Raw genomic sequence first — 23,598 nt, forward strand, 5'->3', positions numbered from 1 at the left:
TCACCCCTTGTCAGCCTTGCCGGCCGCCGCCGCGAATTTGGCCAGGCGCACGTCCAGATGCCGAGGCCGCCGCCCGTGGTCCTCGGCGTGTTCCTTGCGCCGAATGGCATTGCGCACCATCAGCGAACCGAGATAACGGATCGGCTCTGGCGGGAAAAAGCCCAGCGGTCCGTTGACCAGCGGCGAGCGCGTCCAGGGGTTGTCCAGACCCTGGACCAGCGAGGCCAGAATCTGCCCGCCCATGTGGCACGGCCCTACCCCGCTGCCCGAGTAACCAAAACCATAGAACACATTGCCGTTGGCACTCATCTGCCCGAAGAACGGCAGCCCCGTGACCGAGCGATCCGACGGGCCGTTCCAGGTCGCGTCGACCTTGACGTCGGCAAACGCCGGGAAGAAGTCCGTCAGACTGCTGCGCAGCAGTCCGGCATAAGGCGATGGCTGATCGAACACCGGCAACATGCGCCCGCCGTAGGCGAACGTGTTGCCGCCCTTGCCGAGCATGATCCGGCCGTCCGGAGTGTTGTGGTAGTAGTGCACGAAAATCCGCGAATCGAGCACCGTGACTCCGCTGGTCAAACCGATTTCGTTGAGCAGTTCGGGTCGCGGTTCGGTGATCAGCATGTCGCTGGAGACGATCGCCACGCTGCGCTCGAACGGCGGGAATGCCCGCGCCATCCAGGCATTCATCGCCAGCACCACACGATCGGCGCGAACGCTGCCATTGGCGGTTTGAATGACCGCCGGCTTGCCTTCCTCCAGGCCGATCATGGCGGTGTTTTCATGAATCCGCACGCCAAGCTGCAAGGCCACCCGACGCAAACCGCGCACCAGTTTGCCCGGCTGCACGCTGGCAGCAGCCGGCGAAAACCAGCCCTCCAGGTGTTTGACGGATCCGGCCATGCGTTGCACATCCGCCACCGGCCGCTGGCTGAAGGAGTTGATGCCATGGCGCTCCAGCGCCGCGATCACCGCGTCGGTCGAGCCGACCTGGGCACGGTTGGTCGCGGTGTAGAGGGTGCCATCGAGGCGGTAGTCGGCGTCCACCGCGTACTGTTCACAGAACGCCCCGATCGCGTGGATGCTGCGCTCGGATTCCTTGACCAGCCGCACCGCCTCCTCAACGCCGAACAGGCGTTCAAGGGTGAAATACTTGGCCGACCATGACAGTGCGCAACCACCGTTGCGGCCACTGGCGCCGGCGCCACAGATATCGGCTTCGATCAGCACCACCTCCAGGCCGGGGTTCTGCTCCTTGAGCATGATCGCGGTCCATAAACCGGTGTAGCCGCCGCCGACGATGCAGACGTCGGCGCGGACGTCGCCCTGCAATGCCGGACAGGTCTCGGACGTATCGGCCTTCAAGGCCTGCTCCAGCCAAAAGGGTCTCATGGGGTCACTCTCCATTCGGTTGTCCACACGCCGGCCTGCCGCAAATGCAGCAGGCGGCGACAGACAGGGTTCAGGTACGCAGGGGTTTGACGCTTATCGGCCCGTTCGGCACGAGGGGATAGTGAGTTCCCAGGCCACCGGGGCGGCTGTTCCAATGCGGGATCAATACCAGTGCGGAGAACATCGCGCAGCCGGCGAAGACAATGAACACGGTGACGGTGTCGAAGTAACCTGGCAGCAACCCGCCGAGAACCGCCCCGACCGAGCCGCAACCGTTGACGAAACCGGCAGCGGTGGCGCCGGCCTTGGCGGTGCCGAAGTCGATGGCGGCCGCACCGCTGATCATCGAATCCGGTCCATAAAGTGTCAGGCCCATGACGAACAGCAGCGCCACCACCAACAGCACACTGCCGGTGTGCAGGGCCCCCATGAACAACGCCAGCGACACGGTCAGCGCCAGCAGGCTGAGCACACAGGCGGGCATACGCCGGGCGCCGAACACTTTGTCGGAGGCCAGGCCGATCATGATCGGCCCGAGCAACCCGGCCAGTTCAAACGCAGTCGGAATGATCGCCGCGCCGACTTTGCCCACCGAAGGCATCTGTTCGAAAACGATCACCGGGCCCCAGAGCAGAATCGCGTAACGCGCCGGCTTCAGCATGAAGTACGCGAGACCGAGCACCAGCACCGTGCGATTGCGCAGGATCTCTTTCAATGGCGCCAGGACGCTGATCCTGCTTTGCGCGTGCGCCTCTTCAGCGGTCAGCTCGGGGTCAGGCTCCACAGCCGGCAAGCCGACATCTTCGGGTTTGTTGCGTTGAAAAATAAAAAACAGCACAGCGACCAGCCCCACCACCGCCGCACTGGAAATGAATGCCGCATGCCAGGTGCCGATCAGCGTATAGGCCCACCAACCGGCGAAGGGTGATGCCACCAGACCGCCAAAGGCGTAGCAGGAACTCCACAGGCCCAGTACCCGCCCGCGCTGCTCGGCGGGATAGAAACTGCCAAGGTTCTTGCACAGCCCCGACCAACCGGTGGACTGCGCCAGGCCTTGAATCAGCATGCAGGTGGCGAAGATCGGCAACGTGGCGAAGCTGCCCATCACCAGCGCGGCCGCCGCCGAAATCAGCAAGCCACCAAGCACCACGACCCGCGGGCCGAAGCGATCGGCCAGGATGCCCCAGGTGAACTGGCCGATGGCGTAAGCGGTCAGGTAGATCGCATCGAGGTTGGCCATGGCCATCTTGTCGAGCATGAACGTCGGGTCTTCGCCAATCCCGAGCTTTGCCACGGAGAATGCTTTGCGGGTGAAGTAGAAAGCGGCGTAGGCAAGCCAGGTGATCGCGAAGATCTGCATGCGCCAACGCTGGAGGGTACCGATGGGCTTGTTCATGTTGGTTCTGACCTCAGGGTGTGAGTGTGCCGGCAGAATTGGAAGAAAACGCCTGTCTTTTTTATTTTTAAGCACCACGAAATCACTCGGTCCCTGGGGTGACTTCGGTCAGATGAGTCCTGCAACTGCACGTACAGGCTCATGGCCACCACGACTGTTCGACTGACAATCGGCGGCGCTGAAGCTGATCAAAACAATTACTGATTAATAAGTGAAATCGAATTATCGTATTTCAAATATAGGTTCAGCTTGTTACTGGAGTTTCCATGTCGGTATCCCACGCCCAGCTCAAAGCTTTCCACGCCGTCGCCGTTCACGGAAGCTTTACCAAAGCCGCCGAACGGCTGTTTCTCACGCAACCGGCGATTTCCGACCAGGTGCGCAAACTCGAAGAGCGCTACGGTGTTTTGCTGTTCCACCGCAACAAGCGCTCGGTGCGCCTGACCGATCTGGGCGAGCGCCTGTTGAGCGTCACCCAGCGGCTTTTTGTCATCGAGGCCGAAGCCCAGGAACTGCTGCAGGACTCCCAGGCCTTGCAGACGGGCAGCCTGGTTCTGGCAGTGGATGCACCGGTGCATGTGCTGCCGCAAATCGCCCGTTTTTGTGAGCGCTACCCCGGCATCAGCGTGAAGATCGAAACCGGCAACACCGATGAATCGCTGTTCCGGCTGTTCAACTACCAGGCCGATCTGGCCCTGCTCGGCCGCGATGTCGATGATGAAAGACTGATCTCCGTGCCGCTGCGAAACGACCCGATGGTGGCGTTCGTGTCGCGCAATCACCCGTGGGCCGATCGTGAGTCCATCTGCCTGGCGGACCTGGACGATACGCCGCTGGTGTTGCGGGAAATCGGCTCGGTCACCCGCCAGACCCTGGAAGAAGAAATGGCGGGCGCCGGGTTCCGCATCCGCCCGGCGATTCAGGTCGAAGGGCGGGAGGCGGCGCGAGAGGCGGTGGTCGTGGGGATTGGTGTCGGCGTGGTGTCGGCAGCGGAATTCGGCGCGGATTCGCGGGTGTGTGCATTGCCGATCACCGATTGCAAACGGCGGTTGACCGAGACGCTGGTGTGCCTGCGCGAGCAGAGTTCGCGGCGGGTGGTGGCGACGTTTCTGGAAACGGTGCGCGAGAGTCTCACCTGAAACCTCAGGTCATGCATCAGACAGGCGCCAACTCGAAAAACGCCTGGATCAAACGCAAATCCCGACGCCGCTCCATACAGCCCATCATGTGCCGGTTCACCAACCCCTCGCCGATGATCGGCACCGCCGCCACCCGGGGGTCGTGGCTCACCTCTACCGAAGACACCACGCCCACGCCCAGCTCGGCGGCCACCGCCTCAGTCACCGCTTCGCGACTGTCCAGCTCCAGCAATACCCTTGGGTTGACGTTCGCCTGGACACACGCCTGATCAAAGGTGCGTCGGGTAATCGAACTCGGCTCACGCAACACCATGATCACCTGATCCAGTTCCTTGAGCAGCACGCCTTTGGACCGCTGCGCCCACGGATGGCCTTCGGGCACCAGTGCGCAAATCCGCGACTCGCTCAGGGTTTGCAGATGCAGGCCCTTGCGCGGCTCGACCTCGGTCAGCACCGCCACGTCGGCATGCTCGGACAACAGTGCCGCCAGGGTTTCCTGGGCATTGCCCAGGCGCAGGTTGACCGTGATGCCCGGATAACGCGCCCGCAGGCTCGCGAGCATCGGCATGACCATGTGCGGGCCGTCCGCCGCCACTTCCAGGCGCCCGGTCAGCAATTGCCGGTTGGCCTCCAGCATCGCCTGCGCTTCTTCGGCCAGGCCGAACATGGCCCGGGTGATCGCCGCCAGTTTGGTGCCCTCTTCCGTCAGTTCCACCCGTCGCGCGGTGCGGCGTAACAGGCTGATCTGGTAGTGCTCCTCCAGCGCCTTGATGTGCCCGGTGACCGCCGGTTGGCTGATGAACAGCCGTGCGGCGGCCCGGGTAAAGCTGCCTTCACGGGCCACGGCGTCAAAGGCCCGCAGCTGGAACAGATTCATGAATAACCCTCACTGATGGCTGGCATAACAACAAACAATTTGATTGATAGCACGGCAAATTGCAATTTAAGCCCCGTAGCTTCATCCCATCGATTGCGAGGACACGAGAATGAGTACTGCCGCCCCCATCCTGCTCACCCCTGGCCCACTGACCACTTCGGCACGCACCCGTCAGGCGATGATGGTCGATTGGGGTTCATGGGATGACCGCTTCAACCAACTGACCGCCAGCCTCTGCGAACAACTGCTGGCAATCATCAACGGCAGCGCCAGCCATCACTGCGTGCCCCTGCAAGGCAGCGGCACCTTCGCGGTCGAAGCGGCCATCGGCACGCTGGTACCACGCGACGGCAAAGTGCTGGTGCTGATCAACGGTGCTTACGGCAAACGCCTGGCGAAAATCTGCGAAGTGCTCGGCCGCCCGTTCAGCACCTTCGAAACCGCCGAGGACGAACCCACCACCGCCGCCGACGTCGACCGCCTGCTGCGAGCCGATGACAGCATTACCCACGTTGCACTGATTCACTGCGAAACCAGCACCGGTATCCTCAACCCGCTGCCGGAAATCGCCCAGGTTATTGCGCAGCACGGCAAATGCCTGATCATCGACGCCATGAGCTCCTTTGGCGCACTGCCGGTCGATGCGCAACAGATTCCGTTCGACGCGCTGATCGCCGCTTCCGGCAAATGCCTGGAAGGCGTGCCGGGGATGGGGTTCGTTTTCGCCCGCAAGGAAGCCCTGGCCAGTGCGGCCGGCAACTCGCACTCGCTGGCGATGGATCTGCATGACCAGCACGCCTACATGGCCAAGACCGGCCAATGGCGCTTCACCCCGCCGACCCACGTGGTCGCCGCGCTGCACGAAGCCCTGCTGCAATACAACGAAGAAGGCGGCTTGCCGGCCCGGCATCGGCGCTACGCCGCCAACTGCCAGGCACTGATGGAAGAAATGGGCAATTTGGGCCTGCGCAGCTTCCTGCCCGCCGCTATCCAGGCGCCGATCATCACCACGTTCCACGCACCGAAAGATCCACGCTACCAGTTCAAGGAATTCTACGAACGCGTCAAGGCCAAGGGTTACATCCTCTACCCCGGCAAACTGACCCAGGTCGAAACCTTCCGCGTCGGCTGCATCGGTCACGTCACCCCGGCGCAGATGCGCGAAGCGGTGGCGGCGATTGGCGACGTGCTGCGTGAGATGGAAGTGTTAGAGATCTAAGTCACACCACATTCCCAGGTGGGAGCGAGCCTGCTTGCGATAGGGATCTGCCATTCACTATGAAGTCGACTGACAGGGCCTCATCGCGAGCAGGCTCGCTCCCACAGTAACCGCATCGCCCCTATTAGCCAGTTGCCACAGGACTTGATCACCATGAACTACACCAATCCAAACAAACTCCAGGCCGCCATCCTCGACTGGGCCGGCACCGTGGTCGATTTCGGTTCTTTCGCGCCGACGCAGATCTTTGTCGAAGCCTTCGCCGAGTTCGACGTCCAGGTGTCCATCGACGAAGCCCGTGGCCCGATGGGCATGGGCAAGTGGGACCACATCCGCACCTTGTGCAATCAACCGGAAGTCGCCGAGCGCTACCGCAACGTGTTTGGCCGCACGCCCACCGACGACGATGTGACCGCCATCTACGAACGCTTCATGCCGCTGCAGATCGAGAAAATCGCCGAGCATTCGGCACTGATCCCGGGCGCCCTGGACACCATCGCCAACCTGCGCCAACAAGGGATCAAGATCGGCTCGTGCTCCGGCTACCCGAAACAGGTCATGGACAAGGTGGTCGAACTGGCCGCCACCAACGGTTACGTGGCCGATCACGTGGTCGCCACCGACGAAGTACCGAACGGCCGCCCATGGCCGGCACAGGCACTGGCCAACGTGATTGCCCTGGGTATCGATGACGTTGCCGCCTGCGTGAAGATCGACGACACGGTGCCGGGTATTCTCGAAGGTCGTCGCGCCGGCATGTGGACCGTCGCGCTCATCTGTTCGGGCAACGCCCTGGGCCTGGACTACGAAGGTTATCGCGCCTTGCCCAGCGACGAACTGGACAGCGAACGCAAGCGTATCCACGCGCTGTTCGAAGGCTCGCGCCCGCATTACATGATCGACACCATCACTGACCTGCCGGCCGTGATCGCCGACATCAACAAGCGTCTGGCCAACGGTGAGATGCCTCAAACCCACTGATTGCCACGCCTGCACAAACAGCGCCAGTGCCTGAACGGAACTGGCGCTTTTTACTGTCAATTACCTGAACCAGGGCATCCGGCGACTGATCGCCACAGGCAAATCCGCTGAAACAGGATTACAGTTAATGCACACCGCCAATCAAGAACGGTGGCTTGACCAGACCTGTGAGGAACACCGAATGCCGTGGAAAAACTCCGAATCGCGCTACAGCACTGTATCGATCGCGTTGCATTGGTTGATGCTGGTCCTGCTGGCACTGGTTTACGCCAGCATAGAATTTCGCGGTATTTTCCCCAAGGGCAGTGGCGGTCGGACGCTGATCGTGGAGTTGCACTACATGCTCGGCCTGACCGTGTTCGTTCTCGTCTGGTTGCGTTTGTTTGCTCGCAGCCTGGGCCCGGCGCCGCAAATCTTCCCGGCCTCCCCTCGGTGGCAGACGGTAATGGCCAGACTGATGCACTGGGCGCTGTACATCTTCATGATCGCCATGCCGATGCTCGGCTGGCTGGTCACCAGTGCCAAAGGCAATCAAGTGATGTTCTACGGCATCGACCTGCCCATGCTGGTCGGCGAAGACAAGGCACTGGCCAAACAGATTCAGGGCTGGCATGAACTCGGTGCCACCATCGGCTATTGGCTGATTGGCCTGCATGCGGTGGCCGGGCTTTATCACCACTATGTGGTAGGCGATAACACCTTGCTGCGGATGATGCCCAAACGGGTGAGCCGCGATTCCTGAGACCCAACGCCTGAATGTGGGAGCAAGCTTGCTCCCACACTTGTTTCAATGCCCTTCAATGTTGTGAACCGAAGCCTCGCAGGCCCTGCAAGCCGCCGGTGTGGATAAAGATCAGTCGCGTCCCGGGCGCAAACCTGCCCGCTTCAACCTGCTGCTTGAGCGCCAGCAACGCCTTACCCGTGTACAGCGGTTCCAGAGGAATTCCGCTGGCGTTCTCGGTCTTTTCGATGAATTCAAGCAACGCCGGATCGACGCGGGCAAACCCGCCACGACTGGCGTCGAACAGTTCATAAAGCGCTCTGGTTTCACCCGCTTCTTCAACGATCCTCTCGACCAACTGCGCCACGCCGTGATCGTCGGGCACCGCCAGCGCACCGTAAACCGGATGAGCCCCCGCTTCGGCCAGCACCAGGCCGGCCAGGGTCGTGCCCGTTCCGCAGGCCAGCCACCAGCCGTCGTAGCCGCTCCAGCCGATATTGGCCAGTTGCGCAGAGACCTGCGCCCTCAACTGCATGCAGCCCCGCGCGCCGGGCAAACCACCGCCACCCTCAGGAACGGGATGCAATGTCGGGTATCGGGATTGCCACGGCTGCCAGAAACCCGCTTCATGCCGCGCGCGATAGCCACCGTAACCGAGCCAGTGCAACTGCATGCCGAACGCCTGCAAGTCTTTCACGGTGGGCGTTTGCTGAGGATGTCCGCGCAGCAGGCCGACCGTGGCAAAACCCAGGCGTTTGCCGGCGGCGGCCAGTGCGTGGAGGTGATTGGAGTGCGCGCCGCCGAGGCTGATGATGCCCTCGGCACCCGCTCGGTCGGCGGCATTGAGGTGTTCGATGAGCTTGAACCATTTGTTGCCGCTGATCAGCGGGTCGATCTGATCCAGACGCAGGATGGCGACTTCGATTCTGGCTGCGCCGAGCCAGTCGAGTTGCAGCGGTTCGAGGGGGGCTTGGGGTAGCCCGTTTGCAGGAGGAGAAAGCATTGATGCCGGCCCAGGGTTAAGAGCCGGCATCTTAGCAGCTGCGATTACAACTCAGCGGCCAACCGCGAACCCTGATTGATCGCCCGCTTGGCATCCAGCTCCGCCGCGACGTCCGCACCGCCAATCAAGTGCACGTTCTGCCCCGCCGCCACCAGGCCTTCCTGCAGCTCACGCAGCGGGTCCTGCCCGGCGCAGATCACCACATTGTCCACCGGCAGCACTTGCGGCTCGCCGGTTTCGCCGATGCGGATATGCAGGCCTTGGTCGTCGATCTTCAGGTATTCGACACTGTTGAGCATCTGCACCTGTTTGTTTTTCAGACCGGTGCGGTGAATCCAGCCGGTGGTTTTGCCCAGGCCGTCGCCGACCTTGGATTTCTTGCGTTGCAGCAGGAACACTTCACGGGCCGGTGCATGGGGTGCGGCCTTGATGCCAGCGACACCGCCACGCGCTTCCAGGTGCGTGTCAATGCCCCACTCTTTCCAGAACTCATCGCGGTCCTGGCTGGTGGACACACCCTGGTGAACGAGGAATTCCGACACATCGAAACCGATGCCACCGGCGCCGATCACCGCGACACGTTTGCCCACTGGCTTGCGCTCGAGGAGCACATCCAGGTAACTCAGGACCTTGGTGTTCTCGACGCCTGGAATCGCCGGGGTTCTTGGCGCAATGCCGGTCGCCAGGATGATTTCGTCGTAACCGCCCTCGACCAGTCTTGCCACATCCACGCGGGTGTTCAGGCACAGCTCAACGTTGGTGGTTTGCAACTTGCGGTTGAAGTAACGCAGGGTCTCGTAGAACTCTTCCTTGCCCGGCACGCGCTTGGCAACGTTGAACTGGCCGCCGATTTCGCTGGCCGAATCGAACAGCGTCACTTGATGGCCACGCTCGGCCGCTACCGTCGCGGCGGACAAACCCGCAGGACCGGCACCGACCACGGCGATTTTCTTGATCTGCTTGACCGGCACATAGTTGAGTTCTGTTTCGTGGCAGGCACGCGGGTTGACCAGGCAACTGGTCAATTTGCCGCCGAAGGTGTGATCCAGGCACGCCTGGTTGCAACCGATACAGGTGTTGATCTCGTCGGCGCGACCTTCAGCCGCCTTGTTGACGAAATCCGGGTCGGCGAGGAACGGCCGCGCCATCGAGACCATGTCGGCATCACCTTCGGCCAGGATCTGCTCGGCGACTTCCGGGGTGTTGATGCGGTTGGTGGTAATCAGCGGAATGTTCACCGAACCACGCAGCTTGGCCGTGACCTTGCTGAACGCCGCACGCGGGACCTTGGTGGCAATGGTCGGGATCCGCGCTTCGTGCCAGCCGATACCGGTGTTGATGATGGTCGCACCGGCCTGCTCGATGGCCTTGGCCAACTGCACGATTTCTTCCCAGCTGCTGCCACCTTCCACCAGGTCGAGCATCGACAGGCGGAAAATGATGATGAAGTTGGGCCCAACCGCTTCACGCACCCGACGGACGATCTCCACTGGCAAGCGCATGCGGTTTTCGTAGCTGCCGCCCCAGCGGTCTGTACGATGGTTGGTGTGGGCAGCGAGGAACTGGTTAATGAAATAACCTTCGGAGCCCATGATTTCAACGCCGTCGTATTCGGCCTGTTGCGCCAGGGTCGAACAGGTGACGAAATCGCGGATCTGCTTCTCGATGCCTTCCTCGTCGAGCTCTTTGGGCTTGAACGGGTTGATCGGCGCCTGAATGGCGCTCGGCGCGACCTGTTTGGGGCTGTAGGCATAACGGCCGGCGTGAAGGATCTGCATGCAGATCTTGCCACCCGCCTCGTGCACCGCGCGCGTCACGATCCGGTGCTTGAGCGCTTCTTCTTCGGTGGTCAGCTTGGCCGCACCGGAATACACCCCGCCCTCGTCGTTCGGACCGATGCCACCGGTGACCATCAGACCGACGCCACCACGGGCACGTTCGGCGAAGTACGCCGCCATGCGCTCGAAACCACCGGGCTTTTCCTCAAGACCGGTGTGCATCGAGCCCATCAGGGTGCGGTTGCGCAATGTGGTGAAACCCAGGTCCAGCGGGGCCAACAGGTGCGGGTAATGAGCGGCGGTCATCGGTAACTCCACAACGAGCGATCACGGAAAAATGCAGGAGCTCTGTGGCCCCCGTCAGTCATGTTCGACAGACTAAGAGCCGTAGGGTTGGCGCTCAATGACCGAAACTGACAACTTATTGATCCAAATGCACAGCACCCCTTGGCAATCGCCGACATGGGCCATACCCTAGTCATCGAATCCTGCTCACGGCCGTTGTGCTTCCCCATGCGCAAACTTTTGTACCTGACCCTCTCCATGGCGCTGATTGCCGTCCTGACGACCTACGCCATGTGGGCTGCGGATCGCCCGGTGGGTCATTACCTTTCGGACTTGCGCATCAACCTTGCCGTCGATCAGGGCGTACCTGCCGATCGCGGCAATCTGTTGGGCATCCAGCCTGAACTGTTTCCTACCGACTACCAGAGCCCTGAACGCCTGCACCGCAAACTCGCGGCCTACTTGCAGAAAGCCAAGGACCAGGGACTGCTCAATGAGAAAACCATCGTGGTCCTGCCGGAGCATGTCGGCACCTGGCTGATGGTCAGCGGCGAGAAGGATGAGTTGTACCAGGCCACCACACTGAAGGAAGCCATGAACTGGCTGGCCGTGAGCAACCCCTTGAAGTTCGTCCGTGCGTTGATCAGCGCCCAGGGCGGCAACCGCCTGGACGATGCTCACCTGCGCATGAAAGCCAAAGCCATGGCCAAGGATTACCAGGCGCTGTTTGGCGGGCTGGCCAAGGAATTCCACGTGACACTGGTGGCAGGCTCCATTGTATTGCCCGAGCCGAGTGTCATCGACGGCACCCTGAAAATCGGCCACGGTGCGCTTTACAACAGCAGCGTCGTGTTTGGCCGCGATGGCCTGCCGATCGGACAACCGCAGCGCCAGATACATTCGGTGTTTGCCGATAAGGACGGAATCAAGGCCAACGGCGAACATTCGCTCAATGCTTTCGATACGCCGGCCGGACGCCTGGGTGTGCTGATCGGTCGCGACAGCTGGTATCCGGAAAACTATCGCAAGCTCGATGATCAGAGCGTGCAACTGGTAGCGGTTCCAGCCTTTGTGGCAGGGCGTGGCACCTGGGATCAGCCGTGGCGGGGATACCGGGGCTCGTCGACACCGGTCTCGGTCAATCTCAAGCCAGGAGAGCTCAGCGAAGGTCAGGCCTGGCAGCGCCTGACCCTGACTACCCAGGCACCGGCCAGTCAGGCCACGGCTGGCGTCAGCGTGTTTCTGCGCGGGCAATTCTGGGATCAGGGCAGCGGCGGACAAAGCTTCATCAGCAGCAACGGTCAGCAGTTCATCAACGCCAACGCGCATGGTGCACGCCTGCTGAACCTCTGGTTGTAGCGCATGAAACCGCTTCCGATGCGTCTGGGCGATCTGTCGGTGGGCTTTGTTCACAGCCTGGCCGACGCGGTGCGCAGCCACGGTGTAGATCCGCAACCTCTGCTCGACCAATACGGCCTCGATGCCGCTCGTCTCGGCGAAGCGGGTGCGCGGCTTTCGATCCCCCGTTACATGCGATTGGGCCACAGTGCCATCCAACTGACCGATGACCCGGCGCTCGGCTTGCGCATGGGCCAGCTCAGTCGCCTGAGTCAGGCCGGTCTCGCCGGAGTCACCGCCGCCCAAGCGCCGACAGTACGCGAAGCGGCACGTTGTCTGATTCGTTTTGAAGCCTTGTATGGTTCCAACTATCGCGGGCAGTCGAGCTTCCACGAAGACGCTCAGGGTGCCTGGCTGCGGTTCTATTCCATCAGCCCTTACAACACCTATAACCGCTTCGTGGTGGACTCGATCATCGCCGGATGGTTACAGCAATTATCCAGTGTAAGCACCGTCCCGCTGCGTGCCGAACGCATCGAGATCGAGTTCGTAGCGCCCGACTATCGCGCGGACTATGAAGTGCTGGGCGACTGTCCGATCCAGTTCGGCTGTGAACACAATCAGTTGCGCCTGAACCTGGCGAGCCTTGCCCAGCGTAATCCCGAACATTGCCCGAGTACGTGGCGGCACTTGTTGCAACTGTGTGAGCGGGAACTGGAGCAACTGACACGCACCCGCAGCCTGCGTGAACGCATCACTCAGCTGCTGGGGCCTTTGCTCAATGGTGGTCGGGAACCCGACCTGGAAGAAGTGGCGGCACGCCTGAAGCTGCCTACCTGGACCTTGCGTCGCAAACTCGCCGAGGAAGGCACGCAATTTCGCGCAATCCTCAACGACACACGTCGCGATCTGGCCATGACTTACATACGCGATACCGAACTGGCGTTCGGTGAAATCGCCTACCTGCTCGGCTTTGCCTCAGCCGAAGCCTTTCAACGCGCCTTCAAACGCTGGAACGGGCAGACGCCCGGCGAATTTCGCCGCAGCCATCGCCAGTCCGCCTGACGCTTACAGCTCGGTAGCGTCTTCGGCCGGTTCCAGTGGATCCAGTTCAAACGCCTGATACTCGAGCAGCTCTTCCTGATAATCGTCCATTGTCCAGTCTCCCCCGGCTCATTGAAAAAACGTCTGATCAAATGACCAGCAAACCGAGCATAAAGTCCGCGCATGAAAGAATAATGACGCGGACACGACACTCCGTCGCTGTAGGATAAAACGTAGCAGGCGGTCAGGAATTTATCAGCGTTTTTTTGAGGCAGGCTGCAAAACGGCAGCCTGGGTTGACGTGGGTCAAGTCTGGCGACGTTACGGGAGCGGCTTGCCTGTTTCCGATCCCGCAACGCTGTTGCCCATCACTGGCCGGTGACTGGCATTGCCGGGATCGGCTCGGTCGGCGGCGGCATGTCACTTGGAGGGGTCGGTGGCGTGATGATTTCCGTGGATGCTGCCGGCGCTTCGCTCTGAGCTGCCGTGATAGGCGCCGCCTCAGGCGGTGGCGCAACCGGTTCAGACACCGCTGGCGTGGCTTCGACAGGAGCCGGAGTCGCTGCGGGTGCCGGTTCTACTGCCGGAGCCGGGGTTGCCGGAGCCGGGGTTGCCGCTAACGGAGCCGGAGCAGCCTTGGCTTCAGGCACACCCAGATCGGTTTTCGGTTTTTCGGTGATGTGCGCAGCCTTCTTGGCTTCTGGCGGCAGGAACAGCTCGACCAGGGTGAAGAATCGTTCATAGAACTTGGCGGACGAGACGGTCTCACTGGCAACCTTCACCATCGAATCGTCCGACGAGCCTATTGGCATCGACACCGAGCCCAAGACGCCGACGCCGAGGCTGGCGGAGTTGTTGGTCTTCTTCAATGCATAGCGGTCCTGCAGGGCATTGGCGAACATGGTCGCATGGTGTCCTTCGCTGCCATCATCGGCGCAAACCACACTGAAGCTGATCTCCATATGGGTCTCACCGGTCTGCTGGAAGCTCTTGTGGCCACTGACCAGTTTCGGATCACTGCTGGTGATGATGTAGCCCTGGCTAAGCAATGCCCGACGGGCGGCTTCACAGGATTGCGCATCTGTCACCGGATAGTTACGGGAAAACGTACCGGAGTCGGAGAAGTTCTCATGCTCATAGATGGCGGCTTTCTTCGACGAGCACCCGGCCGCAGCGGCCAGCACCAGCGCCAGCCCGGCAACACGCATGGGAAATGATTTAAACATTGAACATCCTGAGGAAATCGGTTCGGGGCGTATTGTGCAACAGATCGTTGCTTAGCGGCGCAACGATTGTGTCTTAAAACAGATACAGGTCCGTTGATCCCGATATTAGGCAAAAGATCCCGGAAGATTGATGACAATTGCCCAAACAAAAAACCCCGACCTTTCGGCCGGGGTTCTTGATGAGTAGAAAAACTCAGTCAGGCATCAGAAACGCTTGATGTCCGCCTCGCTTTCCAGCTGCTTGCGGTACGCCGCAAAGTCTTGCTGGCCAACGCGCGAAGCGAGGAAGCGACGGTATTGAGCCTTCTCTTCTTCGGTCGGCGTTACGGCTTCGTTCACACTGTTCAGGCGCACGATCATCAGGCTGCCATCAGGCAAAGTCACGCTACTGAAGGTCGGCTTGTCTTTCGCGACAGGCTTCGACATACGGAACAGCGCTTGCAGTACGGCGGGGTCAACCCCTTCCTGAGCCCGAGTCGCGGCGGCTGTGACTTTCCAGTTCTGACCGTCGATCGCCTTGTCCAGTGGCGTCTTGCCATCGCGCAGGCTGGCGATCAGCTCTTCAGCCTTGGTCTTGGCGGCAGCACTGGCATGCTCCTTGGCCAATTGCGCGCGGATCGGGCCAGCTACACTTTCCAGCGGCAGCTGTGCAGGCTTCAAGTGCTCCTTGGCGCGCAATACGATCACGGTTTCAGGATCAAGCTCGATGGCGGTGCTGTTGGCTCCTTCGTCCAGCACTTCAGGGCTGAACGCTGCGGTCACCACGGCACGGTTGGCTGCAACACCCTCGCCACCTTCACGACCAAACGGCTTGGAGGTGTGAACGGTCAGTTTCAGGTCCTGCGCCGGCTGAGCCAGATCGGATGCCTCGAACGAAGAGTCTTCCAGTTGCTTGCTCGCCTCCACGAAACGTTGTTCGACCTGCTGGGCCTTCAGTTCGCGGGTCAGCTTGTCTTTCAGGCTGGCGAAGGTCGGCACTTCCGGCGCCTCCACACCCAACAGCTTGATCAGGTGGAAACCGTAGTCGGTGCGAACCGGCGCGGAAACCTGGTCCTTGGCCAACGAGTACAGCGCTTTTTCGAACGCCGGATCATAGACACCCGGACCTGCATAGCCAAGATCACCGCCATTGCTTGCCGAGCCAGGATCCTGGGAAAACTCTTTGGCCAGCGCCTCGAATTTTTCGCCTTTGGCCAGACGGGCCTGGATCTCTTCGATCTTGGCCTTGGCTTGCGCCTCGGTAGTCTTGTCGTTCACTTCGATCAGAATGTGCGCAGCCCGGCGTTGCTCGGACAGGTTCGCGGTTTCTTTCTGATACGCCGCCTGCAGATCTTCGTCCTTGACGCTGACCTGATCAAAGAAGGAAGCCTTCTTCAATTCGAGGTAATCGATGACTACCTGATCTGGCGTCATGAATTCCTTGGCGTGTTCGTCGTAATAGGCTTTGACTTCATCGTCAGTCAGCTTCACGGCCGCTGGGTCGGCCTTGATGTTCAGGGAAGCGAAATCGCGGGTCTGTTTTTCCAGACGGGCGAAAGCCATGACCTGTGCATCGGTGACAAAACCACTGCCCGCCACACCGGCGCGCAACTGACCGATCAGCATTTCCTGAGCCAGCATCTGGCGGAATTGCAGACGGCTGTAACCGAGCTGGCGAATGACCTGATCAAAACGCTCAGGACTGAATTTGCCATCCACCTGGAATTCAGGGGCTTGCAGGATGACCTGGTCCAGTGCTGCTTCGGAAAAGGCGAATTTTGAACTTTCTGCGCCTTGCAGCAACAGTTTGCGGTCAATCAAGCCCTTGAGCGCTGATTCACGCAGCATTTTTTCATCTAGCAAGGAAGCATCGAAATCCTTGCCCAGTTGTTGCATGAGTTGACGGCGTTGCATATCGACCGCCTGGCTCAGCTCGTTTTGGCTGATTTGTTCGCCGTTGACCTTCGCCGCTTCATTGTTGTGCGTCGTGGCCTTGAAAATGGCGTCGAAACCGGTCAAAGCCATCAATGCAACGATGACTCCGATAATGGTCTTGGCAATCCAGCCTTGTGAATTGTCCCTGATATTCTGCAGCATGCGTCCCCCATAAACGGTTGAACTTCAAAATTAGGCAACCGTGGAGCGTGGGTAGAATCCGGATAGAAGAAAGGCGCATCCGAGGATGCGCCTTCTCGTAACTGGCGGAGCGGACCGATGACTCGAACTTGCGAGCCTCGGCGTCACGGACCGGCATCTCGCCGACTGGACTACCGCTCCGCTGCCAGGTCAGGCATGACCCCGACCCGGATAGGCAAAAACCTGAATCGAACTTAGTTGACAGCTTCTTTCAGAGCTTTACCGGCTTTGAAACCTGGTTTTTTGGCTGCTGCGATTTCCAGAGTCTTACCGGTCTGTGGGTTACGACCAATGCGAGCTGGACGATCGGTTACGGAGAAAGTACCGAAACCTACCAGAACAACAGAGTCGCCAGCCTTGAGAGCGCCAGTGACGGATTCGATTACAGCATCCAGCGCACGGCCAGCAGCAGCTTTCGGGATATCAGCGGATGCAGCGATAGCATCAATCAGTTCCGACTTGTTCACTCTAAGTCCCCTTATATCTATTTGAGTATGATTCTAAGTTTTTTGGTGAAAGCAAAAACGAGTGCTGAATGGCCTACAGACACTTAAGAGCCGCTTTATAACAAGGGCTCTAAAAAGCTGTCAAGGAAGCCCCCCAGGCAAATACGTACTAATGCGTGCTAATTCTTTCCTTGGAATCGGACTCGCGTTTTTCATCCTTCGCGACTATCTCCGGAGCCACATCCGGCAAGGGCTCCGGCGCGTATTGCAGCGCAATTTGCAGGACCTCGTCAATCCATTTAACCGGTTTAATCTGTAGATCTTGCTTGATATTGTCAGGAATTTCCTTCAGATCGCGCACATTCTCTTCAGGAATGATCACAGTCTTGATCCCGCCACGGTGAGCAGCCAACAGTTTTTCTTTCAAACCACCGATCGCCAGTACCTGACCACGCAATGTAATTTCACCGGTCATGGCGACGTCCGCGCGCACAGGAATACCGGTCAATGCAGAAACCAGCGCCGTGCACATGCCCACACCGGCACTAGGGCCGTCCTTGGGGGTCGCCCCTTCCGGCATGTGGATGTGCGTGTCACGCTTCTCGTGGAAGTCCAGGGGAATCCCCAGGCTCTTCGCGCGGCTACGGACGACGGTCAAGGCAGCGGTGATCGACTCGACCATCACGTCACCCAGCGAACCGGTCTTGATCAACTGGCCTTTACCCGGTACGACGGCAGCTTCGATAGTCAACAATTCACCGCCCACCTGAGTCCACGCCAACCCGGTGACTTGTCCGATCTGGTCCTGTTGTTCAGCCAGGCCGTAGCGGAATTTACGCACGCCCAGGAAGTGCTCCAGCATGTCTGCGGTGACCTTCACCGAGAAGCGTTTTTCCAGAGCATGCTCTTTGACCGCCTTACGGCAAACCTTGGCAATCTGGCGCTCCAGCCCCCGCACACCGGCTTCGCGAGTGTAATAACGGATGATGTCGCGAATCGCTTCGGCGTCGAATTCCAGCTCGCCTTTCTTCAAGCCGTTAGCCGCAATCTGCTTCGGCGAAAGGTATTTGACGGCGATGTTGATCTTCTCGTCTTCGGTGTAGCCCGGCAGACGAATCACCTCCATCCGATCCAGCAGTGCCGGTGGAATGTTCATGGAGTTCGAAGTGCACAGGAACATCACGTCGGACAGGTCGTAATCGACTTCCAGATAGTGATCGTTGAAATTGTGGTTCTGCTCGGGATCGAGCACTTCCAGCAACGCCGACGCCGGGTCACCACGCATATCACTGCCCATCTTGTCGATTTCATCGAGCAGGAACAACGGGTTGCGGACACCCACTTTTGTCATCTTTTGAATCAATCTTCCTGGCATCGAACCGATGTAAGTACGGCGATGACCACGAATTTCAGCTTCATCACGCACACCGCCGAGGGCCATGCGCACGAATTTGCGATTGGTGGCGTGTGCAATCGACTCCGCCAGAGAGGTTTTACCCACCCCAGGAGGACCTACCAGGCACAACACGGGACCACGAATTTTCTTCACGCGCTTTTGTACGGCGAGATATTCGAGAATCCGCTCTTTGACTTCTTCCAGACCATAGTGATCGGCATCAAGAATGTCTTCGGCGCGCGCCAGATCCAGACGCACTTTGCTCTGAGCCTTCCACGGCACCTGAACCAGCCAGTCGATATAAGAACGCACCACGGTCGCTTCCGCGGACATCGGCGACATTTGCTTGAGCTTGTTCAGTTCGGCCGTAGCCTTGGCCAGCGCATCCTTCGGCAGACCAGCGGCGTCGATACGCTTTTTCAGCTCCTCGACTTCGTTGTGGCCTTCGTCGCTGTCGCCGAGCTCTTTCTGAATGGCCTTCATCTGCTCATTCAGGTAGTACTCGCGCTGACTGCGCTCCATTTGCTTTTTAACGCGACCGCGTATGCGTTTTTCGACTTGCAGCAGATCGATCTCGGCATCCAGCAGGGCCAGAACGTGCTCGACCCGGGCCGACAAATCAATGATTTCGAGAATTTCCTGCTTCTGCTCGATCTTCAATGCCATGTGCGCGGCCATGGTGTCGACCAGGCGCCCAGGTTCATCGATGCTGTTGAGCGACGACAGGACTTCAGCAGGGACTTTCTTGCCCAACTGCACATATTGCTCGAACTGTGACAGCAGGCTGCGCACGAACACTTCCGACTCGCGCTCGGGTGCTTCAACTTCATCGATCAAGGAGACTTCGGCGCGGCAATGGCCGTCGACTTCGCTGAAGCGCTCCACTGCACCTCGCTGCTCGCCCTCGACCAAAACCTTGACCGTACCGTCAGGCAGCTTCAGCAGCTGCAGAACGGTCGCAATCGTACCAACGCGATAAAGTGCATCTTCACCGGGATCGTCGTCAGCAGGGTTTCTCTGGGCCAGCAGAAGGATCTGCTTGTCGCCCGACATCGCAGCCTCAAGGGCTTCGATGGATTTCTCGCGCCCCACGAACAGCGGGATAACCATGTGCGGATAAACCACGACATCACGCAATGGCAAGAGAGGCAATTCGATGGTTGTCTTCATGATTTCGCCTCTATGGCGGCCATAAGGCCGTAAACAGATGGAAGTAAGCTTGAAACCAAGATGGGGGCTGGTTTGGAAAAAAACAAGCGGATAAAAGAGCGACTTGAACGATCGCTGCCTACGGCAGCGCCTGTGGGTCAGGATACATCGAAAACTCAGGTCGGGTGTGATCCCGCGTGCGCTGGCAAGCCAACGCCTGCACTGACCGGTCCCACAAAAGCAAAGGGGCCCGAAGGCCCCTTCTTTGTTCCAGCTGCGTGAAGCTTAAGCGTCTGGCGCGGCCTTGGCAGCAGGCTCACTGTTTTCGTAGATATACAGTGGCTTGGACTTGCCTTCTATAACGCTTTCATCGATCACTACTTTACTCACCTCGGACTGCGAGGGGATTTCGTACATAGTGTCGAGCAATACACCTTCGAGAATCGAACGAAGACCACGAGCACCGGTCTTTCTTTCCAGCGCGCGTTTCGCGACCGATTTCAGAGCATCGGCACGGAACTCAAGGTCCACGCCTTCCATCTCGAACAGCTTGGCATACTGCTTGGTCAGAGCATTTTTCGGCTCGGTGAGGATCTGCATCAAAGCCGCCTCATCGAGCTCGTCCAGCGTGGCAAGTACCGGCAGACGACCCACGAATTCCGGGATCAATCCAAACTTGACCAAATCGTCAGGTTCGACCTCACGCAGGGATTCACCGACTTTCTTGCCTTCTTCCTTGCTGCGCACTTCTGCGTTGAAACCGATGCCGCCCTTGGTGGAACGGTTTTGAATAACCTTTTCCAGCCCGGAGAATGCACCACCACAGATGAACAAGATGTTACGGGTGTCGACCTGAAGGAATTCCTGCTGCGGATGCTTGCGACCACCCTGAGGCGGAACGGAAGCGACCGTGCCTTCGATCAACTTGAGCAAGGCCTGCTGCACGCCCTCACCGGAAACGTCCCGGGTGATCGACGGGTTGTCAGACTTGCGCGAAATCTTGTCGATTTCATCGATATAGACGATGCCCATCTGGGCTTTTTCCACATCGTAATCACACTTCTGCAGCAGCTTCTGAATGATGTTCTCGACATCTTCACCCACATAACCCGCCTCGGTGAGGGTGGTTGCGTCGGCGATGGTGAACGGAACGTTCAGCAAACGGGCCAGAGTTTCGGCAAGCAGGGTTTTACCCGAGCCTGTCGGGCCGATCAGCAAGATGTTGCTCTTGCCGAGTTCGACGTCGTCATTCTTCTTGTCACGCTGGTTCAGGCGCTTGTAGTGGTTGTACACCGCTACGGCCAGAACCTTTTTCGCACGCTCCTGACCAATCACGTATTGATCAAGGATGCCGCTGATTTCTTTAGGCGAAGGCAATTTATGCGCGCTGCTTTCGGCCTGTGCTTCCTGCACCTCCTCGCGGATGATGTCATTGCACAAGTCGACGCACTCGTCGCAGATAAAGACCGAGGGGCCGGCAATCAATTTGCGTACTTCATGCTGGCTTTTGCCACAGAAGGAGCAATAGAGCAGCTTGCCGTTGTCCTCGCCGTTGCGGGTGTCAGTCATTCGTTCGATCCAAATCCGATAGGCTTGCAACACAAGATGAAGGCTATTGCGGGCTTTTTCAAGCCCGCTGGTGATCGGACCCGCCGACCACCCCTATTTTGAGCTGCTTATTTTAAGCGGGGCGCTGGTTGATCACTTCATCGATCAACCCGTATTCACGCGCCGCTTCCGCACTCATGAAATTGTCGCGGTTTGTATCGCGCTCGATTTCTTCAAGTGTGCGACCGCTATGCTTGGCCATCAGCGTGTTCAGACGCTCACGGATGAAGAGGATTTCCTTGGCATGGATTTCGATATCCGAGGCCTGGCCCTGGAAACCGCCCAGCGGCTGGTGAATCATCACGCGCGAGTTCGGCAGGCAGTAACGCTTGCCAGGGGCACCCGCCGTCAAAAGAAACGCGCCCATGCTGCACGCTTGACCGATACAGGTGGTCGAAACGTTGGGTTTGATGAACTGCATGGTGTCATAGATCGACATACCCGCCGTCACCGAACCGCCCGGGGAGTTGATATAGAGATGGATGTCCTTGTCCGGGTTTTCCGCTTCAAGGAAAAGCAGTTGCGCACAGATCAGGTTGGCCATGTAGTCCTCTACCGGGCCAACCAGAAAGATTACTCGCTCCTTGAGCAGACGCGAGTAAATGTCGTAGGCGCGCTCGCCACGAGCGGACTGCTCGACAACCATCGGGACCAGACCGCCTGCGGCCTGGATATCAGAGTTCTGCTGAATATACGAATTACGGAACATGCTCTGCAGTCACTCCCAAATAGTTATGTCTTGAATACGCATAAGCCAGCACGAAGGCTGGCTTATGGTGTGTACTTCTTACCGCAAAAACGATCAGTCGGCTTTTGGAGCTTCTACCGGCTTGACCGCTTCTTCGTAAGAGACCGATTTGTCGGTCACGCTAGCTTTCTGCAGAACAGTATCCACAACTTGCTCTTCCAGCACAACCGAACGAACTTCGTTCAATTGCTGGTCATTTTTGTAGTACCAAGACACAACTTGCTCAGGCTCCTGGTAGGCGGAGGCCATTTCCTGAATCATTTCGCGAACGCGGGCTTCGTCAGGCTTGAGGTCGAATTGCTTGACCACTTCAGCCACGATCAGACCCAGCACAACACGGCGCTTGGCTTGCTCTTCGAACAGCTCGGCCGGCAGTTGATCAGGCTTGATGTTGCCACCGAACTGCTGAACAGCCTGCACGCGCAGACGGTCAACTTCGTTGGACAGCAGAGCCTTAGGCACTTCGATCGGGTTGGTGGCCAGCAGACCGTCCATTACCTGATTCTTGACCTTGGACTTGATCGCCTGACGCAGTTCACGCTCCATGTTCTTGCGAACTTCGGTGCGGAAGCCTTCCAGACCGGTTTCCTTGATACCGAATTGAGCGAAGAATTCTTCGTTCAGTTCTGGCAGTTTTGGCTCGGAAACGCTGTTTACAGTAACAGTGAACTCGGCAGTTTTGCCAGCCAGGTCCAAGTTCTGATAGTCCTCTGGGAAGGTCAGGTTCAGAACGCGTTCTTCGCCAGCCTTAGCACCAACCAGACCTTCTTCGAAGCCCGGGATCATGCGGCCGGAACCCAGAACCAGCTGAGTGCCCTTGGCGGAACCACCGGCGAACACTTCACCGTCGACCTTGCCGACGAAATCGATGTTCAGTTGGTCTTCGTTTTGAGCAGCGCGATCGGCCACTTCGAAACGGGTGTTCTGCTTGCGCAGGATGTCCAGCATTTTGTCCAGATCGGCATCAGCCACGTCAGCGCTCAGACGCTCTACGGTGATACCTTCGAAACCGGCAACGGTGAACTCAGGGAACACTTCGAAAACAGCAACGTATTCCAGGTCCTTGCCAGCTTCGAGCGACTTAGGCTCGATCGAAGGCGAACCAGCCGGGTTCAGCTTCTGCTCAACCACAGCTTCGTAGAAGGAGGACTGGATCACGTCGCCTACAGCTTCCTGGCGAGCTTCAGCGCCGAAGCGACGCTTGATTTCGCTCATTGGCACTTTGCCTGGACGGAAGCCAGCAATCTTGGCCTTTTGGGCAGTCTGCTGCAGACGCTTGTTGACCTGAGTCTCGATGCGCTCAGCCGGCACGGTGATGCTCATGCGGCGCTCAAGAGCAGAAGTATTTTCAACAGAAACTTGCATGGATATTCCTCGTTGCACAGACGTTGGCCGGCCGTTTCCGACCCCAGAATCAAGGGCATGCATTCTAGTGGGTCAAACTCAAGAAGTCACCCTACTGAAAACGGGTAAAAACGCAGCAGGCAATTTATAGGTGCGAATGCACGAATGCACCTCGCCCCGGTGGCAAATACAGCCAATCACGCCAGGGCTCTGCGCCAACCCTTCTATATATAGAAGAGGCTGCCAATCATCTCCCTGACAGCCGATCTTGCGTACAAGGCCGGCGGGCAGCGCAGCATCATCGAGAAACATAAATACGACGAAACGCCCTACCCCTGCGACCCAGAACCTGCGGCCACGGAAAACTCATGCCACTAAAACAAAAAAGGCGCC

General features: G+C 58.9%; 18 protein-coding genes. 6 read left to right on the top strand and 12 right to left on the bottom strand.

The window, feature by feature from the left end:
• Both ACGJAX_RS26190 and ACGJAX_RS26195 read right to left on the bottom strand, forming a co-directional pair.
• Positions 1-1,392 (bottom strand): FAD-dependent oxidoreductase, encoded by a 1,392-nt coding sequence (locus tag ACGJAX_RS26190; RefSeq protein WP_390956697.1) that lies wholly within the window; start codon positions 1,390-1,392, stop codon positions 1-3.
• Positions 1,393-1,462: 70 nt separating this feature from the next.
• Positions 1,463-2,788: an MFS transporter gene (locus ACGJAX_RS26195; RefSeq protein ID WP_390956698.1), complete on the bottom strand. Its 1,326-nt coding sequence runs from the start codon at positions 2,786-2,788 to the stop codon at positions 1,463-1,465.
• 266 nt (positions 2,789-3,054) lie between these two features.
• On the opposite strand from ACGJAX_RS26195, the gene ACGJAX_RS26200 reads away from it, so the two are divergent.
• Positions 3,055-3,927, top strand: coding sequence for a LysR family transcriptional regulator (locus tag ACGJAX_RS26200; RefSeq protein ID WP_390956699.1), 873 nt, complete (start codon positions 3,055-3,057; stop codon positions 3,925-3,927).
• A 16-nt stretch (positions 3,928-3,943) separates the two neighbouring features.
• On the opposite strand, the gene ACGJAX_RS26205 is transcribed toward ACGJAX_RS26200, so the two are convergent.
• Complete coding sequence (locus ACGJAX_RS26205) at positions 3,944-4,804, bottom strand: LysR substrate-binding domain-containing protein (protein ID WP_390956700.1); 861 nt, start codon at positions 4,802-4,804, stop codon at positions 3,944-3,946.
• Positions 4,805-4,913: 109 nt separating this feature from the next.
• Between ACGJAX_RS26205 and ACGJAX_RS26210 the strand changes: the two genes are divergently transcribed.
• From ACGJAX_RS26210 to ACGJAX_RS26220, 3 genes are all read left to right on the top strand, one after another.
• Positions 4,914-6,023: a 2-aminoethylphosphonate--pyruvate transaminase gene (locus ACGJAX_RS26210; protein ID WP_390956701.1), complete on the top strand. Its 1,110-nt coding sequence runs from the start codon at positions 4,914-4,916 to the stop codon at positions 6,021-6,023.
• Positions 6,024-6,176: 153 nt separating this feature from the next.
• A complete protein-coding gene (gene phnX, locus ACGJAX_RS26215) occupies positions 6,177-7,004 on the top strand; it encodes a phosphonoacetaldehyde hydrolase (RefSeq protein ID WP_090323600.1) in 828 nt (275 codons plus the stop codon).
• 181 nt (positions 7,005-7,185) lie between these two features.
• Entirely contained in the window at positions 7,186-7,746 is a 561-nt protein-coding gene (locus ACGJAX_RS26220) for a cytochrome b/b6 domain-containing protein (protein ID WP_390956702.1), read from the top strand.
• Between the two features lie 55 nt (positions 7,747-7,801).
• On the opposite strand, the gene ACGJAX_RS26225 is transcribed toward ACGJAX_RS26220, so the two are convergent.
• Together ACGJAX_RS26225 and ACGJAX_RS26230 are read right to left on the bottom strand one after the other, a co-directional pair.
• Positions 7,802-8,728 carry a pyridoxal-phosphate dependent enzyme gene (locus ACGJAX_RS26225; protein ID WP_390956703.1) on the bottom strand — a complete coding sequence of 309 codons (927 nt, stop codon included), beginning with the start codon at positions 8,726-8,728 and terminating at the stop codon, positions 7,802-7,804.
• Between the two features lie 44 nt (positions 8,729-8,772).
• Positions 8,773-10,812: an FAD-dependent oxidoreductase gene (locus ACGJAX_RS26230; RefSeq protein ID WP_390956704.1), complete on the bottom strand. Its 2,040-nt coding sequence runs from the start codon at positions 10,810-10,812 to the stop codon at positions 8,773-8,775.
• A gap of 207 nt (positions 10,813-11,019) precedes the next feature.
• Between ACGJAX_RS26230 and ACGJAX_RS26235 the strand changes: the two genes are divergently transcribed.
• Entirely contained in the window at positions 11,020-12,150 is a 1,131-nt protein-coding gene (locus tag ACGJAX_RS26235; protein WP_390956705.1) for a nitrilase-related carbon-nitrogen hydrolase, read from the top strand.
• A gap of 3 nt (positions 12,151-12,153) precedes the next feature.
• Entirely contained in the window at positions 12,154-13,194 is a 1,041-nt protein-coding gene (locus ACGJAX_RS26240; protein ID WP_390956706.1) for an AraC family transcriptional regulator ligand-binding domain-containing protein, read from the top strand.
• A 347-nt stretch (positions 13,195-13,541) separates the two neighbouring features.
• Here ACGJAX_RS26240 and ACGJAX_RS26245 read toward each other — a convergent pair whose 3' ends face one another.
• The 7 genes from ACGJAX_RS26245 to tig all read right to left on the bottom strand — a co-directional run bounded on the left by ACGJAX_RS26245 (position 13,542) and on the right by tig (position 23,226).
• Complete coding sequence (locus ACGJAX_RS26245; protein ID WP_390956707.1) at positions 13,542-14,399, bottom strand: DUF2242 domain-containing protein; 858 nt, start codon at positions 14,397-14,399, stop codon at positions 13,542-13,544.
• A 204-nt stretch (positions 14,400-14,603) separates the two neighbouring features.
• Complete coding sequence (locus ACGJAX_RS26250) at positions 14,604-16,475, bottom strand: SurA N-terminal domain-containing protein (RefSeq protein ID WP_390956708.1); 1,872 nt, start codon at positions 16,473-16,475, stop codon at positions 14,604-14,606.
• 233 nt (positions 16,476-16,708) lie between these two features.
• On the bottom strand, positions 16,709-16,981 hold the full coding sequence (locus ACGJAX_RS26255; protein ID WP_002552737.1) for an HU family DNA-binding protein: 273 nt from the start codon (positions 16,979-16,981) through the stop codon (positions 16,709-16,711).
• A gap of 148 nt (positions 16,982-17,129) precedes the next feature.
• Positions 17,130-19,526: an endopeptidase La gene (gene lon / locus ACGJAX_RS26260; protein WP_090323734.1), complete on the bottom strand. Its 2,397-nt coding sequence runs from the start codon at positions 19,524-19,526 to the stop codon at positions 17,130-17,132.
• Positions 19,527-19,790: 264 nt separating this feature from the next.
• Positions 19,791-21,074 carry an ATP-dependent Clp protease ATP-binding subunit ClpX gene (gene clpX / locus ACGJAX_RS26265; RefSeq protein WP_007946893.1) on the bottom strand — a complete coding sequence of 428 codons (1,284 nt, stop codon included), beginning with the start codon at positions 21,072-21,074 and terminating at the stop codon, positions 19,791-19,793.
• Positions 21,075-21,186: 112 nt separating this feature from the next.
• Complete coding sequence (gene clpP, locus ACGJAX_RS26270; protein WP_090323736.1) at positions 21,187-21,822, bottom strand: ATP-dependent Clp endopeptidase proteolytic subunit ClpP; 636 nt, start codon at positions 21,820-21,822, stop codon at positions 21,187-21,189.
• Between the two features lie 93 nt (positions 21,823-21,915).
• Positions 21,916-23,226, bottom strand: coding sequence for a trigger factor (tig, locus tag ACGJAX_RS26275; RefSeq protein WP_247256231.1), 1,311 nt, complete (start codon positions 23,224-23,226; stop codon positions 21,916-21,918).
• Between the last annotated feature and the right edge of the window lie 372 nt (positions 23,227-23,598).

Origin of the sequence: Pseudomonas moorei, from assembly GCF_042846945.1 — a bacterium.
Classification (GTDB): domain Bacteria; phylum Pseudomonadota; class Gammaproteobacteria; order Pseudomonadales; family Pseudomonadaceae; genus Aquipseudomonas; species Aquipseudomonas moorei.